This is a genomic window from Paenibacillus mellifer, assembly GCF_023195895.1.
GTDB classification, from domain to species: domain Bacteria; phylum Bacillota; class Bacilli; order Paenibacillales; family Paenibacillaceae; genus Fontibacillus; species Fontibacillus mellifer.
Genome location: NZ_JALPRK010000008.1, coordinates 177,825 through 194,629, shown reverse-complemented (window position 1 = coordinate 194,629; position 16,805 = coordinate 177,825). Strand labels below are relative to the sequence as shown.

Sequence of the window (16,805 nt, the reverse complement as noted above, 5' to 3'; positions counted from 1 at the left end):
TGTTTTGGCCACCAGGGTCACCAGCCGAAAAACGGATACATCGATACGAAATCTGGACCATATCCCTATGGCCCGATCCCAAGTACAATAGATACAGATAGGTGAAAGTGCTTACATTAATAGACTAGAACAGCTTGGAGGTCAGAGGGGATGGAAATGCAGCCGTCAACGCAACCCGCAGCCATGCAAGAGATAGAAACGCCGCCCTCGTCAAGGCGGAAATGGCTGAAGAAACTGTACACGCAAAGACATATTCAAATTATGGCCTTACTCGGCATCGCTTGGATGATCATCTTCAACTACATTCCCATGTATGGTGTCATCATCGCTTTTAAGGATTACGACATTATTCGAACGATTTCAGAAGCCCCATGGGCCGGACTTACGCATTTCAAGGAATTTTTGCAGGACGAGAACTTCGTCAATGTCATGAAGAATACGCTTGGGATCAGCTTGCTGAAGCTGCTCATGTTCCCTTTACCGATCGTATTCGCCCTGTTCCTAAATGAGGTCCGTTCGCTTCGTTATAAGAAAGCAATCCAAACGATTTCCTACTTGCCTCACTTTCTGTCCTGGGTTGTGCTGGGCGGTATCCTGGCAACATGGTTATCAGACGTGGGCATCATCAACGATATTTTTATGGCGCTTAATATCATCGATAAACCGATCTCGTTCTTAGCCGAACCGAAATACTTCTGGACGATCATCATTACTTCGGATATTTGGAAGGAGCTCGGGTGGTCCGCGATCATTTACCTGGCGGCAATTACGAGCATTTCGCCTGAAATGTACGAAGCGGCCACCATTGACGGGGCCGGAAGGTTCCAGCAAATGTGGTACGTTACACTCCCGGCGATCAAAGCTACGATCAGTATTTTGTTCATCCTGGCGGTCAGCGGTGTGATGAACTCCAATTTCGACCAGATTTTGGTATTGCGTAACTCTTTGAATGATAGTGCAAGTAATGTTATAGATTACTATGTTTACTATACAGGGATTTCTTCGGGCCGGTACTCGTACTCTACGGCGATCAATTTGTTCAAGTCCGTCATAGCGCTTACCCTGCTGTTGATTGCCAACCAAGTATCCAAAAAACTCAACGACACTTCGTTGTTTTAGGCCAAGGGGGACCTGCACATGTTTTCATTAAGCCGCAGAACGAAAGGCGAAGTCGTCTTCGATACACTGAATAATTTGGGAATGCTGTTAATCTGCTTCGTCACGCTGTATCCGATTTGGTACGTCCTAATCAATGCCTTCAACGACGGGAAGGACGCCATGCTCGGGGGCATTTACTGGTGGCCTCGGATCTTCAGTCTTGAGAATTTTAAAGCGGTATTTGATAATCCCGGCATTATGACCGCGATGGGGCTTACGGTTGCTAAAACCGTCCTAGGCGTTGTAGCTCACGTGTTCTTTACGGCGATGGTCGCCTACGCCTTCTCCCGCAGAGATCTAATCGGTGGAAAGCTGTACATCCTATTGGGAACCATTACGATGATTTTCTCCGGGGGGCTGATTCCAAGCTTCCTGCTGATCCGGAATTTGCATATGCTTGATAATTTCATGGTTTACATTATTCCGGTGTTGTTCAGCTTCTTTGACCTGATTATCTTCATGACCTTCTTCCGGGAAATTCCCGATGGATTGGAGGAAGCGGCCCGGATCGACGGAGCCAACGACTGGATCGTGTTCCTGCGAGTTGTACTGCCGGTCTCGATGCCTGTACTGGCAACGATCGCCTTGTTCCACGGGGTCTACCAATGGAACGATTACTTTACGGGGATCATTTACGTCAACAACGAGAACCTGCAGCCGATTCAGACGTTCCTATACCGGGTTGTGGCCCAGTCCAGTTCCAACATCATGACGACAGCCGTACAGGGCAGCGCGGTGACGAAATCGGTCACTTCTCAATCCATTAAACTGGCAACGATGGTCGTAACGACCTTGCCAATCGTGTTCGCTTATCCGTTCCTGCAACGCTATTTCGTTAAAGGGATGATGATCGGCTCGATCAAAGGCTAAGAGGCGGTTTAGGCCAACTCACCACGTTCGTGGTAACTCCTCCGAGCCGCTTCACGGCGGCTTTGGAGTTGCACATAAAAGGAACACACCAAATGAGAAAAGGGGTAAAAAAGCATGGGCATGAAAAGCAAGTCCAAAAAAATGATGATGCTGCTGATGGCGTCCATCATGGTCCTGTCTCTGGCTGCTTGCGGTGGAAATGGCAATGCTAGCAAGGAAAGCGCTAACAACAAGGCTGCTAACACAAATACGCAGGAATCAACCGAGCCGGCCGCAACTCCATCGGCTGACGAACCAGGTTGGAAATCCGATACGTCTCCAATTACGTTCGACTGGTACCTGAACTTTGCCTGGTTCCCGAATAAATGGGGCGTTGACCCGACTTCCCAATATGTAACGAAAAAGACGGGCGTTGATATCAACTTCATCGTTCCTGCCGGGAATGAAAACGAGAAGCTGAACACGCTGATCGCTTCCGGCAAGCTGCCTGACTTCATTACGCTGGGCTGGTATGAAGACGGCGTGAAGAAGATGATCGAAGGCGGACTCGTTGAACCGCTGAACAAATTGGCGGAAGAATATGATCCTTACTTCTTCAAAATCGCTGACCCAGACAAACTGGGATGGTATACACAGCCAGACGGGAATGTATACGGTTATCCGAACTCTTCCTCGTCCCCGAAAGACTATGAGCAATACGGCGATACGTATGTATCCAACCAAACGTTCGTCGTACGTAAAGATATATATGAAGCCATCGGCAGCCCTGACATGCGTACACCAGAAGGCTTCGTGGCTGCTCTGAAAGCAGCTCAAGAGAAATTCCCTGAAATCAACGGCCAACCGCTGATTCCGTTGGGTCTGCATGAATTCACCGCTACCGGCAATGACTCCCTGGAAGGTTATCTGCAAAACTTCCTGGCGATTCCGAGACAAAAAGACGGCAAGCTGTATAACCGCGAAACCGATCCGGAATATGTAACATGGCTGAAAACGCTGCGTAAAGCCAACGAACAAGGCTTGCTGGCGAAGGATATTTTCATCGACAAACGCGCTCAAATGGAAGAAAAAATCCAGCAAGGTCGTTACTTCGCAATGTTGTACCAACGCACCGACTTTGCAGCGCAATTGGGTACCTTGTTCCAACAAGATCCAAACAAGATCTACATTGCAGTTGACGGTCCTGCCAACTCCAAACTGGATGCGCCTACTTTGAACGGTCCTTCGATTTCTGGTTGGACAGTAACCTTGATCTCCAAGGATGTAAAAGACAAAGCTCGTGCAATTAAATTCCTGAGCTACCTGATGAGTGAAGAAGGACAGAAGGACCTTTACCTGGGTGAAAAAGGCGTCAGCTATGACACGATTGACGGTAAAGACCAATTCAAACCGGAAGCCTTCGATCTCATGAATAAAGACCGTTCTGCATTCGACAAACAATACGGTTCTTCCTTTACCTTCTGGATGATGCAAAACACCAACATCACCCAGCAATGGCAGCCTGAATCGGTGGAGCCATACAAACAATTGGAAGACTGGACTCGCGGCAAAACGATCAGTGTTTCTGAATTTGACTTGATCGATCCGTTGGCCAACTCGGATGAAGGCATTATCCTTAGCAAAATTAAGGATCTGCGCAGCAAGACACTTCCGAAACTTCTGATGGCACCGTCTGACGCCGAATTCGATAAGATTTGGGCGGATTACGTTAAGAAGCAGGAAGATCTGGGACTTGCCAAAGTACAGGCGTTCCAGCAAACTAAGTATGATGAGAACAAGAAGAAGCTTGGCATGCAATAATCATCGTTCAGCCCAAAAAACGCCCGCGAATCGCGGGCTTTTGGGCGTTTATAAAAAGGAGTCGCACAGGATATGAAGAGAAGCAAGCCTTGGGCAGCATGGTGGGATTCGTTTAAATATTGGTTTGGGCGTCGCTCGCTTCAGAGCCGCCTGATTGCTTCTTATATCTTTATTATTTTGGGACCCAGTGCATTGGTGTCCTTTTATTCGTATGATGCCATCAATAACATGTATGTAAGTGATGCTGAGGATAAGAATGTCTCGCTGTTGGAGATGGAAATTCAGCATATCGATACTCAGATTGAATCATTGGCGCGGGCGGTAGAAGTAGCCTATGCCGATAATAAAGTAAGGGATTATCTAGCTAACACAACCGATCTAGGCTCCGAGGAGCTGGTCAATTTCAGTAATAACACATCTAAGAGCCTGACATGGATTCAGTATTTAAACCCGAATATTGAACATTTGCGCTTGTTCTCCAGCAGTAATATCACCGAAATTTGGCCTATCTTCTTCCGAGAAACTCGTGTTGCGAGTGAGCCATGGTATCAGAAGGCGAAGGAATTGAAGGGGACGGAGTCTTGGTCTTTCCAATACACGGATCCGGATTTGATGCAACGTTACAAAGGGCAAACTCCCGCGTCTACGCCAAAGGTTTCTCTGCTGCGAGAGATGAGCATTCCGGCGGACAATCATGTCGGGATGGTTCAGGTGGATATGCTGTTGGATAATTTCAGTCCGAGAACTTACTCAACCTCTCAGGACAACGAGTCCCAAATATTGCTTGTGGATAGTGAAGCCCAGATTTTTACCCGGGGGATGTATTCATTTCTTGATGTGCATCCGAGCTTAAGTAAGGAAGTTATCGAGCGTCTTCAGCTTTATCATGAAACGGGAGAATGGAATATTCATTATAAAGAGAACGGAAAATCATTTCTGCTGCTGCACAAGCCCATTGAGCGGATCAACGCGGATCTGTTGAATATCGTGTCCATGGACGGCGTGCTTAAGGAAATTTCACATATGCGCAATATTCTGATTGGTGCCAATATTGGATTTATTACCTTGGTTACCGTCATTGCTTATATTCTCAATGCATTCATCTTGAAGAATCTCCGCGTGCTGACGGAAGAAATGAAGAAGGTGCGGCGCGGAGAAACCTACGGCGGCATTACGATCCGTGGCGGAGGCGAGGTTGGGGAACTCGCGCATCATTTCTCCAAGCTGATGAACACGATCAATACGCTGGTAGCTCAGGCCGTATACAAGGAAGCACTCACGAAAGAAGCGGAGTTGCGTACCCTTCATAACCAAATTGACGCTCACTTTTTGTATAATACATTAGAGAACATCAAAATGCTGGCTGAAATCGAAAACCAACGACAGATTTCCGATGCGCTGACTTCCCTGGGGGGAATGATGCGGTATAACTTCAAATGGTCTGGGGAATACGTGAAACTGCGCGATGAAATTCGCCATATCGAAAATTATATCGAAGTGATGAACATCCGTTTTGATGAACCGATTGAGCTGCAGTTGGATATTCCGAGTGATCTTCTGGATATGGAGATGCTCAAGATGTCGCTTCAGCCGATCGTCGAAAACGCGGTGAAGCATGCTTGGACCGGGGAAGAAACGGGGGCGCGAAACATCTCGATTCAGGTCCTCGAATTACCGCAGAGTGATATCCGAATTGTCGTAACAGACAACGGTAGAGGGGTTGACGAGACCTCGCTGCTTGAATTGAACCAGGAATTAGAGAGAGTCAGCTTAACGGATAAGGTTCCAGGAAATTTTGTATCGAATTCGCCAAATCATGATGGTATTGGCCTTCGCAATGTTCAAGAACGCATTCGGCTTTACTACGGAAAACAATACGGTCTGAAGCTTTTCAGCGAGCAAGGACAGTACACCCAGGTTGTGATGATCATGCCGAAGGTGCTGTTAACAGGGAGGGTTGGCACAGATGACAAAGCTATTGATCGTGGATGACGAGAAGAATATTCGGTTCGGTTTGAAGACCATGATTGAACGTGAATTCCCGGGCCAATACGATCTAACCACGGCAGCTCAGGGGGCGGAAGCCCTCGAGCTATACCGGACCCAAGGCGCAGATATCATGATTACAGATATCCGGATGCCCATCATGGATGGAATTGCACTGATTGAGAATGTTTCAGAGGGACCTCTGCCGACCGGGCAGAATAGCCGGCCGCTGATCATCATCCTAAGCGGGTATGAGGACTTTAGATATGCCAAAGCGGCCATCCGGTATCAGGCCGTCGACTATCTGCTGAAGCCGATCCGCCGGGACGAACTGTTCGCGGCGCTGCGCAAATGCCAGGACAATCTGGCGAAACGTACGCATATGGCCGAGCAAATCGCTGCCACGGAGAGCTATCGGCTGCAGGTTCAATCCGTGCGTCTGCAGGAGCTTCTGCTTCAACCGGAATTGGCCGGAGAGGACATTGGCATCTGGAGTGCCGAAATCGGTTTCGATCAATATGCATTGCCTTTCTCGATAGCGGCATTAACCTACAAGAACGTGGATGGCAGCCGCATGAAGAAGGAGGATTTACAGTCACTCGCTCAGCATATGTTCGAAAGCGTGGACGGCGTACTCAGCGCTTCCTTGCTGGATCGCGAGGGACGAATGATCCTGGTCGGGGGGCCGCGTAGTAAGTTTGAAGAATTGTCTCTGCTGGCGGCGGAACGGGAACTTGACGGGTTGTTAGTCGGTGTGAGCGAAGAGGGAAGCCGGCTCACGGAGCTGGCCTTATGCTATCGTCAGGCATGTGAATCGTTGAAATATACGTTTATTTATCCGAAGACCCGGCTGATCTGGTATGGGGATATGCAGATGAAGCGGCGCTCTTATCCGGTACCGAAGGAAGCCATTCGCAAGCTCGGCAATATCCTGGGTACGAATCGGGAGAAAGAAATCGGGCCGCTCTTGCAAGAGATATTCCGAATTGACCATTTGCCCGAAATGGATATCTCCTATCTGGAGGCGGTCAGCCGGCATATGAACGAACAGGTGCTGGATGAAGTGTTCCGCGTGTATGGCGAAGCATCCGTCGATGTGCTGAAGTTATACCGCAAAGTGGGAGATATGTCGAACTTCTGCCATTTTCACGACTATTTCCGATCGTTGGAACAGCTGCTCTCAGAGCTTGACGAATATATCAAGGAAGTTCGATCCGCCCACAGTGAGCACGGAGATATGAAAGAAGCGGTGGCGTACATCGAGAACCACTACCACCGCCAACTGAATATGGCCATCGTCAGCAACCATGTATCCCTGAATTACTCCTATTTCAGCGAGGCGTTTAAGGCGTATACTGGCGAAAGCTTTGTGACCTATCTGAAAAAAGTAAGAATCCGCAAAGCGAAAGAATTGCTAGGAAAAGGTTCGCTTAAGCTTTCGGAAATCAGCAATGCCATCGGATTCGAGAATACCCGTCATTTCTCTCGCGTCTTCAAAGAGCTGGAGGGCGTGTCTCCGCAGGAGTTTCGCGATAAGCTGGTGGCCAGCAGCGCCTGGACTGCTGGAGCGAACAACGGCCCGGACAGAGAGTGAAGCTGGGAGTTTGCAGTCGCTATGCTCGTACCTATAAGGTACGGGCTTTGTTGCGTTGTCATGGAATTGCAAAAATTTTAAATGATAGAAATAGACCCTGCCTTGGCACTGATGTATAATTTATCCAAGTGCGTTTTGTAAGCGCTTTAGTTCTGGCACCCAGAAATCTACTGCGGAAAAGCCCATTTCGGAGGAGATGAAAGGGAAGATGAAACGGATTCCGATGATGCTTCAATTGGGAGTCATCCTGTTTTCTGTCATGGCGGTTCCCACGACTATCCTGACCTTCTACAGTGGCACACAGATTCTATCTTATTCGGAGAAGGCGATTGCGGAATCCTCCTTGGCGGGATTAGATGCAAACCGAAGGCTGAATGAAAATGCGTTGAATAACCTGGCTCAGGACACGGTACGGTTGACCGCAAGCCGAGTCTTTGACCGGATTCGCCATTTTGAAACTTACCGAGAGCTTAAGGAGGATTACAACCATGTGAGCCAAGCGCTGACGGTGCTGCGGGAACTAGTGAATCTGAACAACCGGATGAACGGGGTGTACTCCTCTTATTTCTACTTGAGCGGCGCGGATTATGTGGTTTCGACCGACAAAGGGATTACAACCACGGACCGGTATGAACCGATCGGCTGGATGCAGAAGGTCCTTGAGGGACGAAGAGGAATTAGCGGCGTTTGGGTGCCGCGGAGGTTGTCCTCGGGAGAAACCGTCATTTCCTACGTATTGCCCTTGAACCGACTATCAACGACGACACGTGGGACGATCGTGGTCAACCTTCGAGAGAGCCAAATTGGAGAATATTTGCGATCCACCGAGCCAGGCGGGCATGGCTATTTACTCATGCAAAGTGATGGGTTGATCATTTCGCACAATGACAAGGCGGTGTTGTTTACCGACGGAACCAAACAGCCGTACATGCAAGAAATCCTGGAAAGCCAGGCGCGAGAAGGCTTCTCTTTTCATGAGATCAATGGAGAACGGCTATTGTACACCTGGTCGCGTTCCGATTTATTCGGATGGTGGAACGTAAATATCTACTCCATGGATGCATTGATGACCAAAACCAATAAGCTGCAGCATAATATCGTTTGGCTGACGGTAGCCATGATGTTTGCTGGCTCCGTGCTAACGGTGTTTCTCGCGACCTGGCTGTCCAAGCCAGTGCGGAGGCTGGTTCGGACAGTCAGATCTAGTGGCAGCCGAGGAGTGTCGGACAAGAATGAACTGGCTTTTCTCGATGCCGTATTCAAACGAATGCAAGAGGAAGAGGAGCAGCTTTACAAGCTGCTTCAGGAACGGGAGCAAGATGCCCGCAGTCTGGCGGTTCACCGCTTGCTGCGAGGGGAAGAGGTCCAGCCGGCGGCGGAGCTGTTTCCTGAACCCTATAGTCTGGTTGGCGTCCTTTCGATCGATCGTTACCGAAATTACGTGGACACAACCAATCCAGAAACTCGAAGCTACCACCGATTTCTGATTGTTACGTATAGCGAGAACTTGTTCCCTCCCGGTATTGTCGCGAGGTGCGTATATCAAGGGGAGGGCTGCTTTGCCGTTGTGATCAACTTCGGGCAAGAGGAAGCAGCTCGCGAGTACGAAGGAATCAAGTCAGCGCTCGAAGGGTTGAGTCGATATGCGGGGGATTTGCTTGGGCATACGGTCACCGTTGGGGTCAGCAGCCGGGCGGGGAGATGCGGCGAGCTTCAGGATCGCGCGGCGGAGGCCATGGAGGTCATTAAGCAGCGTATGGTTTGCGGCGGCGGCGGGATCTCCTTCTGGAGTGAAGAAGAGGGGCGAGGTAAACCTTATCTCTATCCTGCGGATAGCGAAAGGCGGATTCTGAATTTCCTGGAGGCGGGGGACCTTGAGCACTTACTAGAGGAACTGACAGTGATCCGCAGGGATGTTCAATCCGCCTCATCGATTGCCTACGACAATATCATGTTCATTTATCACCAGTTAGTTGGTGTCACGATCAAGCAGCTGCGGGAAAACCAGATCAACCCTACGCGAATTTTTGCCGGTCGGGGTAACCTCTATTCCACCATCGCCTCCATAGATACGTTGGATGAGTTGGATCACTATATGCGTGAGTTCTATCGTGAGATCCTCCAGTACCTCGCGCGTAGACCGGAGAGTGAAACCGGTCACGGAGAACGGATCATTCGTTATCTAGATGCGCATTATTGCGAAGAGATCGTATTTGAGGATATGGCGAAGGAGATCGGGATCAGTTACTCTTACATGCGCAAGATCGTGTTCGAGATGACGGGAACCAGTCTGATCGATTACATGAACCTGCGGCGGATCGAGAAAGCGAAGAGGTTGTTGTTGGAATCCGGGATGACGGTGAAACAAATCGCGGCGGAGGTCGGTTACGCCAACATTCAGAGCTTTAACCGGTTTTTTCGGAAATATGAAGGGATGCCGCCGAGCAGCTATAAGGCTAGCAAGCTGCGGAGCTCAGGTTAGATTTCGTGGGAGCTGCTTTGCTTCGGATTGGCCGAAGAAGGCAGCTCCATTTTTGATTCAACCCATCAGAATTGATCATATCGTCCGGCAATCGCCATTACTGGAAGGGGAAACGATCAGAAGTGATAGGGAGGATCAAAACTCATGATTTACGCCGGAATGAATGCGGAGGTATGATGTGACACAAACTCGCCATGGCTTTCCTAGCCGTGATGGAAACGAGTCAGACCAGACTGCAAAGGAGGTGAAGTTTGTGAAAGGTGAAAGCGCTTCAAAATCGAAGTCCAAACTCAGGTATGATCCGGCGTTTGGCCGAGGGGCCGCATTCCATTTCCGGCGGGACTGGGAACTATATTTGTTGTTATTCATCCCGTTGTCCTTCGTGTTGGTATTCAAATACGCGCCGATGTCCGGACTTGTGCTGGCCTTTAAGGATTACAAAATCGCCCGGGGGTTCTGGGGCAGCGAATGGGTGGGGTTCGAGGTGTTTGCCGAGATTTTCGCCAAACATGATTTCGGCCGCGCCGTCCGCAATACGCTTCTGCTGAATAGTCTCGACCTGGTCTTTAGCTTCACGATTCCCGTTCTGCTCGCGATCCTGCTCAATGAGATCAAGAACGTTAAGTTCAAAAGGATTAACCAGACGCTGCTGTATTTGCCGCACTTTCTCTCCTGGATCATCATCGGAGCGATCGCTTATCAGCTGTTAAGCGAAAGCAATGGGGTCATCAACAATCTGATCGCAATGATGGGCGGGACGCGGATCCCGTTCTTGCAAGAGGACAACAACTGGCTGGTCAGCTATCTAGCGATCGGTATTTGGCAAAGCATGGGTTGGGGAACGATTATTTACCTGGCTTCCATGAGCGGGATTAACCCGGAGCTATACGAGGCGGCGACCGTGGATGGAGCCGGGAGGTGGCGGAAGGTGTGGAACGTGACGCTGCCTTCAATTCGCGCGACGATCGTTACGCTGCTCATCATGAATTTGGGCCGGGTGATGGAAGGTTCGTTCGAACGGATTTTTGCCCTGCAAAATAAAGCGACCACCGAATTCACGACGACGATTCCGGTCTTGGTGTACCGCTGGGGGATCGAGAGTGGGAACTTCAGCCGTGCCACGGCGCTGGGGCTCTTCCAGTCTGTGATCGGGCTGGTACTTGTCCTGCTGGCTGATCGGGTGGCTAAGAAACTAGGCGAAGACGGGCTTCTCTAAGAAAGGAGGCGAACCGAGTTATGAAAGCATCTGTAAACACATTGCGGCTCCGCCGAAAACCTCGCTTCGACGTCTGGGATGTTCTGATCCATCTTACGCTGATTCTCGCCTCGCTCGTATGCCTGCTGCCCTTTCTTCATGTCATCGCCAAATCGTTAAGCGATGATGCGTTTGTCATTGCGAACAAGGTGTTTCTATGGCCGGAAGGGTTTACTTTGGGGGCGTACAGCAAAATTTTCGCCGACGCCAGTATTCTGCGCTCATTGTATGTGTCGGTGGTGGTTACGATTCTGTTTACCGTGCTCGGGATGATCATCACGATCTGCGCGGCTTATCCGCTGTCCCGCAAGCAGTTGAAGGGCCGGACCACGCTGACGTTCCTCTTTATGTTTACCTTGTATTTTACCGGCGGAATCATTCCCGAATACATGCTGATCAGCAACCTAGGCATGCTGGATACGTGGTCAGCGCTGATTCTACCGCAGGCGTTCAGCGCGTTTAATTTGCTGATCATGAAGACGGCGATTTCCAGCAGCATCCCGGTTAGTCTCGAGGAGTCAGCGCGCATCGACGGCGCGGGGCATTTCCGGATCTTGTGGAGCATCATACTCCCGCTCTCCAAGCCGATCCTGGCGACGTTGTCGCTGTTTTATGCAGTCGGACGGTGGAACGCATATCAAGATGCGCTATTTTACATTAAACAACGGGTAGACTTACGGCCGCTTCAACTTAAATTGTATTATCTGGTCATTCAAGCGAGCGAAAGCTTCCAACTGGAAGCAACGCAGGTTTCGCTGAGCAATCCCGAGGTGTTGAAGGCTTCGTGTGTTGTATTCGCCACCTTGCCGATCCTGTGCGTGTATCCTTTTATCCAGAAGTATTTCGTTCAAGGGGTCATGCTCGGCGCTGTCAAGGAGTAGTTCAAATCGATAAGGGGGAATTGAGGAATGGGCAAAAAGTTCACCTGGATCCTGGTCTCTGTGATCATTGTAGGTTTATTGTCGGGTTGTATGGGCGGCAGCGGCAAGAACGCCAATTCGAACACGGGCTCGGAGGAGCCGACGCCTTCGGCCAATAAAAGCGCAGACGGCAAATACGCCGACTATTCGGCTGGTTTTCCCGAGAAGGTCACACTTGAGCTCCCAGTTTATGAAAGGGCTTTCGAGGGCTGGAATGTTACCGACAACTACTATACGCGCTGGATTCAGCAGGAATTTGGCGATAAGCATAACGTCACCGTGAAGTTCATCCCGATTACCCGCAGCAACGAGGTGACGGACTATGAGCAGCTGCTGGCCTCGCATAAGGCACCGGATATTATTTACCATTATGATATGCCTCAGGCTTTGGCCTACTATGGGGAAGGCGTGATGCAGGAGCTGGATTTGGACGAAATTGCCCATTATGCACCAACCTATTGGAAAACGATGGGGGACACCATTAAACAGTATGGAGTGGTCGACAAGAAAAACGTGTTTTTCTTCGGCGAGCGTCCAAGCTTGGACAGCTTCACGACGCTGATCCGCAAGGATTGGGTGGAGAAGGTGGGCATGAAGATGGAGGATCTCACTTCCCTGGAGAAATATAACGAGCTGCTGGCCAAGTGGAAGGAAGCGGGCTTGGGTGCCGGTGGTGAAACGTTAAAGAAGAACAACTATACATTTAATTACGCGTTCCGCGACTGGCCGATCGACGAGAAATACCGCGCGTTGTATTCCGACTTGGGCGTGGCGGATCTGACTACCGCTGACACCGAACGGTATCTTCGCAACCTGAACTATCAATATAACAACGGCCTGATCGATAAGGAATTTTATCTGCGCGATGATGAGAACAAGGCTAAGGCCGAATTTGTGGCAGGCAAAACCGGGACCTTTAGCTTCTATCTCTCCAGCAATACCGACGTGATCACCTCGGCGCTAAAGAACAATCCGGATGCGGAATTTGCTGTGCTGGATGCTCAAGCCAGCGTGCCGGAAGGGCGTAAGCCGCAGGGACGCGCCTACTGGCCGTTTGGGATGATCATGGGCATCAACTACGAATCCACCGAAATGGAACGCGCCGCCGTTTGGATGTACCTGGAGTGGATGAGCCAGCCGGAGAACCTGTTTTTCCTGCAAAACGGGGTTGAGGGCGAAAACTATACGCTAGATGCCGATGGTATCGCCGTGAAGAATGCGGATTTCAAAGGCGATTCGGTGCTCTCTCAAAATAACAACAAGGACTACTGGTGCCTTGTTGTTGAAACCGTCAAATACGATGATCCGAAGCAGATGCGGGAAGCTTATCTGCGCAGCATGTCGCCGCCGGGATATGAGAAATTGGCCCAGGATTCCTTGGCATATTACGACAAATATGCGGAATTCCGTACGCCGGATGCGTTGTACAGTGTGGTGCTCGAGAAGGTAAATGAATATAAGGCCGACCTGAACTCGCTGTTCCAGGAGCTGTATGTCAAGATCGCGATTGCGCCGGAGAGCGAGTTTGACGCCACGTATGAAGCGGCTAAGAAAACGTATCTTGATGCGGGATATCAGGAGATTTTAGACGAGAAGCAGGCGGCGATCGATGCCGGAAACTACAAATAGAGGCCTAGGCGAGGAGGACGGAGAGATGCTGAAGCTGAAAACAGCCCCTTCCGAGCTAAAGCCGATCATCGAGCGCGTCGCGGAGTACACCTTCGGGATGGACTTGACCTGGGATTGGCCGTGCGGCGTCGCCTATTACGGGATCAGCCGGGCGTTCGAAGCGACCGGGGAAGCGGCATACGTGGAGCGAATGGTTCAATGGTGCAACGAGTACATCGAGGCGGGGCTCCCGGTTTGGACGGTAAATGCCTGCGCGATGGGGCATATGCTGCTCACGTTGTATGAACAAACGAAGGAGCAGAAATATCTCGACCTGATCCTGAGCAAAATCGATTATCTCCAAAACCAGGCTCCACGGTTCGGGGACCGGGTGCTCCAGCATACCGTGTCGGCGGGGAATGATTTTCCTGAGCAATGCTGGGCGGATACGTTGTTTATGGCGGCGTATTTCATGCTCCGCACCGGGGTGCTGCTGGGTGAGAAGCCTTTGATCGACGATGCGCTCCATCAGTTCTACTGGCATATCAACTATTTGCAGAGCGAAGACACGGGCCTGTGGTATCACGGGTACAATCACCTCAACCAAGATCATATGTCCGGCATTTACTGGGGGCGTGCCAACGCCTGGGCGGCATATACCATGTCCCGCGCGGCCAAGAGATTGCCGGAGGCCTATTTATATCCGCCGATGATGCATCTATGGAGTTCCTTGCGCGATCAGTTGGCTGCGATGAAGAAGCTGCAGCATGAGGACGGTTTGTGGGGCACCGTGCTCAATTACCCGGGCGCTTATGGCGAAGTCTCCGCCACGGCAGGGATCGCAGCGGCGATGATCACCCAGGGCAATCCGCTGCACGCTAAATATGTGCAGAAAGCGCTGGACGGGGTGCTGGCGAACATCGCCGAGAATGGACGGGTCTTGAACGTATCCGGCGGGACCGCTGTCATGAAGGATATCGAAGGATATCTTCACATCGATCGAAAATGGGCGCAGGGCTGGGGGCAAGGATTGACGCTCGCCTTGCTGGCCGCCGTGATCGAAAACGGGAAAATCGAGTAAAGCAGGTCTTAAGTGAAACCACGGATGTGGTTTCGCTTTTTTTTGTGCTATTCGTTAAGTTTCATTAAAGGTTCGCGCGTTAAGCTAATTCCATCAAGACAAAGACATCCGAGAAAGGAGGTGAGTGTCGTGAGACGATCTTCCATCACGGTTGGGATGGCGGTTATGGCGATTGTCCTCTTCACGGCGATCGTTTGCTCCCAACTGTTTGGCGCGACGACGGCCAGTGCCCACATGGGCCAGCATCAAGGCTGGCATGATGCCTTTCGCTACGAGCAGCATGGGATGCCGATGATGCCATCGGACAGCCGGGCGGAGGCGAGCGCCAAGCCGTTGTGGCCGATTCTGCTCCATTTGGCTTTATTAATTGGCGGTGCCGCGTTGTTTGTTAAGGCAAGCGGATTGATGAAATGGGCGGGTGCCGTATTTGCCGTGATTAGCGCGATGAGCTTGTTAACCCCATTGTGGGGGCTGATCGTTGTCATTTTGGGTTACTTCTTGTACCGAAAATGGACAAGCCATCATCCGCAACCGTATGCAAATTCGCAAGAATCTATCGTGATTCCATATCCAATCGACATCGGTCAGAACCGAGGCCGATTCCTGGATGAATGGGAACGCAAACAATATAAGGAGGAAGAATAAAATGGGGATTTTCGGAAGAATGAAGGACATGGCGGCGGCCGATACGCATCATCTGCTGGATCGAATGGAGGACCCGGTCAGCATGGCTAAATATTATATCCGGCAGCTCGAGGATCAGATTGACCATGCCCGCTTAGCTTTAAGAAACCAGCTTGCCGCCGAGCAGCATTACGATCTGCTGGTTGCCCAAACCGGACAAGTGATTGAGAAACGCATCCGCCAAGCCGGACTGGCGGTTGGTCGCGATCAAGATGACATTGCGAAGCTGGCGATTCAGGAGAAGTTGCATCATGAGAAGCTGCAGCAAACGTACCTGGAGCAGCGCGAGGTCATTCGGAAACAAACGGCGGCCTTGCAGGAAGAAATCGGTCGATTAGTAGAGCTGCATAAGGACCTCAGCAACAAGCTGACGTTCCTCCTGGCACGCAAGAATGCCATGACCGCACTGCGGGCAACCTCCGCCGCTGTAACGGCAGGCGACACCGGGAGAATCGTCCGCGGATTCGATCGCATGGAGCAAAAGGTGATGCGGCTTGAGGCCGAGGTGTCGGCTACAAGAGCGGTGGATCAAGCCGGGTTTCGATTGGCCGACTGGTCGGAACAGGATGAAGTGCAAGCCGAACTGGCCAAGCTGAAAGCAGCCAAACAAAGCCTATAAGAGGTTGCGGTTAAGTCATCAGCCTCAACAATGCAAGAGCCTGCCGAACATACCGGCAGGCTCTTGTTAATGTTTGGTCTTGACCGCAAGTTTTACGCTGGATTGCTGGTGAAGAATGCGTACGAGTTGCTCCTGCATGTATAAAGGGGAGTGGATGAACCCGCTTTCGATCCAATGGAAAATCAACCCGAGCAGCGCATGCAGCGAATAAATAACCATCAACTCCGTGTCGATTACCTGAGTCTCACAACTTTCGCATCGCAGGTCTTCCATGATGATTTGTTTTAGAGACACAAGGATTTTTTCGCGGAGTGTTGGAAGAACTTCACTGCGGGTCAGCACGGTATAAAAATCGGCGTTCTGGGCAATGTGATCGAAAATCATCACGGAGTGCGCATGGAGCTCCTGCGGATATAATACATCGACCTTCTCATACGGCGCCCGGAAGGCATGCAGCAGATCCTGGATTTTATCTTCGATCGTATCGTTTAACAGTTCCTCTTTGGTCCCATAGTTCGCATAAAACGTCCCGCGATTATAACCGGCTTGCTGGGCGATCTCCGTAATCGTGATCGCGTGAAACGGTTGCTGCGTCATCAACTGAAGCAAGCCGGTTCGCAGCGCTGATTTGCTTCGAAGGACTCTCGGGTCCAATTTCGACGTTGAGTGTGGCATCGTTTCATCTTCTTTCCTGGGTTTCGTAAACAAAACGTTCAAGCTTGTCCATTAAGCAACAAAGCAACGTATT

Annotated in this window: 13 protein-coding genes; 12 read left to right on the top strand and 1 reads right to left on the bottom strand. The window is 50.6% G+C overall.

Translation table 11 applies throughout. The features are described from left to right. Nucleotides 1-150: 150 nt before the first annotated feature. From M0651_RS11375 to M0651_RS11320, 12 genes are all read left to right on the top strand, one after another. Nucleotides 151-1,119 (top strand): ABC transporter permease, encoded by a 969-nt coding sequence (locus M0651_RS11375; protein WP_372490940.1) that lies wholly within the window; start codon nt 151-153, stop codon nt 1,117-1,119. An 18-nt stretch (nt 1,120-1,137) separates the two neighbouring features. After that, nucleotides 1,138-2,028: a carbohydrate ABC transporter permease gene (locus M0651_RS11370; protein WP_248551865.1), complete on the top strand. Its 891-nt coding sequence runs from the start codon at nt 1,138-1,140 to the stop codon at nt 2,026-2,028. Nucleotides 2,029-2,142: 114 nt separating this feature from the next. Continuing rightward, a complete protein-coding gene (locus tag M0651_RS11365; protein WP_248551864.1) occupies nt 2,143-3,828 on the top strand; it encodes an extracellular solute-binding protein in 1,686 nt (561 codons plus the stop codon). Between the two features lie 72 nt (nt 3,829-3,900). Continuing rightward, nucleotides 3,901-5,820, top strand: coding sequence for a cache domain-containing sensor histidine kinase (locus M0651_RS11360; protein ID WP_248551863.1), 1,920 nt, complete (start codon nt 3,901-3,903; stop codon nt 5,818-5,820). Continuing rightward, a complete protein-coding gene (locus M0651_RS11355) occupies nt 5,795-7,408 on the top strand; it encodes a response regulator (protein WP_248551862.1) in 1,614 nt (537 codons plus the stop codon). Before M0651_RS11360 ends, M0651_RS11355 begins: the two co-directional genes overlap by 26 nt. Nucleotides 7,409-7,616: 208 nt before the next feature. After that, the gene (locus tag M0651_RS11350; RefSeq protein WP_248551861.1) at nt 7,617-9,890 is read left to right on the top strand and encodes an AraC family transcriptional regulator; all 2,274 of its coding nucleotides are present in this window, start codon (nt 7,617-7,619) and stop codon (nt 9,888-9,890) included. A gap of 253 nt (nt 9,891-10,143) precedes the next feature. After that, nucleotides 10,144-11,106, top strand: coding sequence for an ABC transporter permease (locus M0651_RS11345; protein WP_248551860.1), 963 nt, complete (start codon nt 10,144-10,146; stop codon nt 11,104-11,106). 20 nt (nt 11,107-11,126) lie between these two features. Further along, complete coding sequence (locus M0651_RS11340; RefSeq protein WP_248551859.1) at nt 11,127-12,026, top strand: carbohydrate ABC transporter permease; 900 nt, start codon at nt 11,127-11,129, stop codon at nt 12,024-12,026. A gap of 27 nt (nt 12,027-12,053) precedes the next feature. After that, nucleotides 12,054-13,694 carry an extracellular solute-binding protein gene (locus M0651_RS11335; protein ID WP_248551858.1) on the top strand — a complete coding sequence of 547 codons (1,641 nt, stop codon included), beginning with the start codon at nt 12,054-12,056 and terminating at the stop codon, nt 13,692-13,694. A 25-nt stretch (nt 13,695-13,719) separates the two neighbouring features. Further along, nucleotides 13,720-14,754, top strand: a complete 1,035-nt coding sequence (locus M0651_RS11330) for a glycoside hydrolase family 88/105 protein (RefSeq protein ID WP_248551857.1) — start codon at nt 13,720-13,722, stop codon at nt 14,752-14,754. A 129-nt stretch (nt 14,755-14,883) separates the two neighbouring features. Then, nucleotides 14,884-15,399 carry a hypothetical protein gene (locus tag M0651_RS11325; protein WP_248551856.1) on the top strand — a complete coding sequence of 172 codons (516 nt, stop codon included), beginning with the start codon at nt 14,884-14,886 and terminating at the stop codon, nt 15,397-15,399. A gap of 1 nt (nt 15,400) precedes the next feature. Then, nucleotides 15,401-16,057, top strand: coding sequence for a PspA/IM30 family protein (locus M0651_RS11320; protein ID WP_248551855.1), 657 nt, complete (start codon nt 15,401-15,403; stop codon nt 16,055-16,057). 66 nt (nt 16,058-16,123) lie between these two features. Here M0651_RS11320 and M0651_RS11315 read toward each other — a convergent pair whose 3' ends face one another. Then, nucleotides 16,124-16,732, bottom strand: a complete 609-nt coding sequence (locus M0651_RS11315; RefSeq protein WP_248551854.1) for a TetR/AcrR family transcriptional regulator — start codon at nt 16,730-16,732, stop codon at nt 16,124-16,126. Between the last annotated feature and the right edge of the window lie 73 nt (nt 16,733-16,805).

Bases quoted from the DNA above. Each gene is read 5' to 3' on its own strand.
- M0651_RS11375 (WP_372490940.1), top strand. From the start codon at position 151: ATGGAAATGCAGCCGTCAACGCAACCCGCAGCCATGCAAGAGATAGAA.
- M0651_RS11370 (WP_248551865.1), top strand. From the start codon at position 1,138: ATGTTTTCATTAAGCCGCAGAACGAAAGGCGAAGTCGTCTTCGATACA.
- M0651_RS11365 (WP_248551864.1), top strand. From the start codon at position 2,143: ATGGGCATGAAAAGCAAGTCCAAAAAAATGATGATGCTGCTGATGGCG.
- M0651_RS11360 (WP_248551863.1), top strand. From the start codon at position 3,901: ATGAAGAGAAGCAAGCCTTGGGCAGCATGGTGGGATTCGTTTAAATAT.
- M0651_RS11355 (WP_248551862.1), top strand. From the start codon at position 5,795: ATGACAAAGCTATTGATCGTGGATGACGAGAAGAATATTCGGTTCGGT.
- M0651_RS11350 (WP_248551861.1), top strand. From the start codon at position 7,617: ATGAAACGGATTCCGATGATGCTTCAATTGGGAGTCATCCTGTTTTCT.
- M0651_RS11340 (WP_248551859.1), top strand. From the start codon at position 11,127: ATGAAAGCATCTGTAAACACATTGCGGCTCCGCCGAAAACCTCGCTTC.
- M0651_RS11335 (WP_248551858.1), top strand. From the start codon at position 12,054: ATGGGCAAAAAGTTCACCTGGATCCTGGTCTCTGTGATCATTGTAGGT.
- M0651_RS11330 (WP_248551857.1), top strand. From the start codon at position 13,720: ATGCTGAAGCTGAAAACAGCCCCTTCCGAGCTAAAGCCGATCATCGAG.
- M0651_RS11320 (WP_248551855.1), top strand. From the start codon at position 15,401: ATGGGGATTTTCGGAAGAATGAAGGACATGGCGGCGGCCGATACGCAT.
- M0651_RS11315 (WP_248551854.1), bottom strand. From the start codon at position 16,732: ATGCCACACTCAACGTCGAAATTGGACCCGAGAGTCCTTCGAAGCAAA.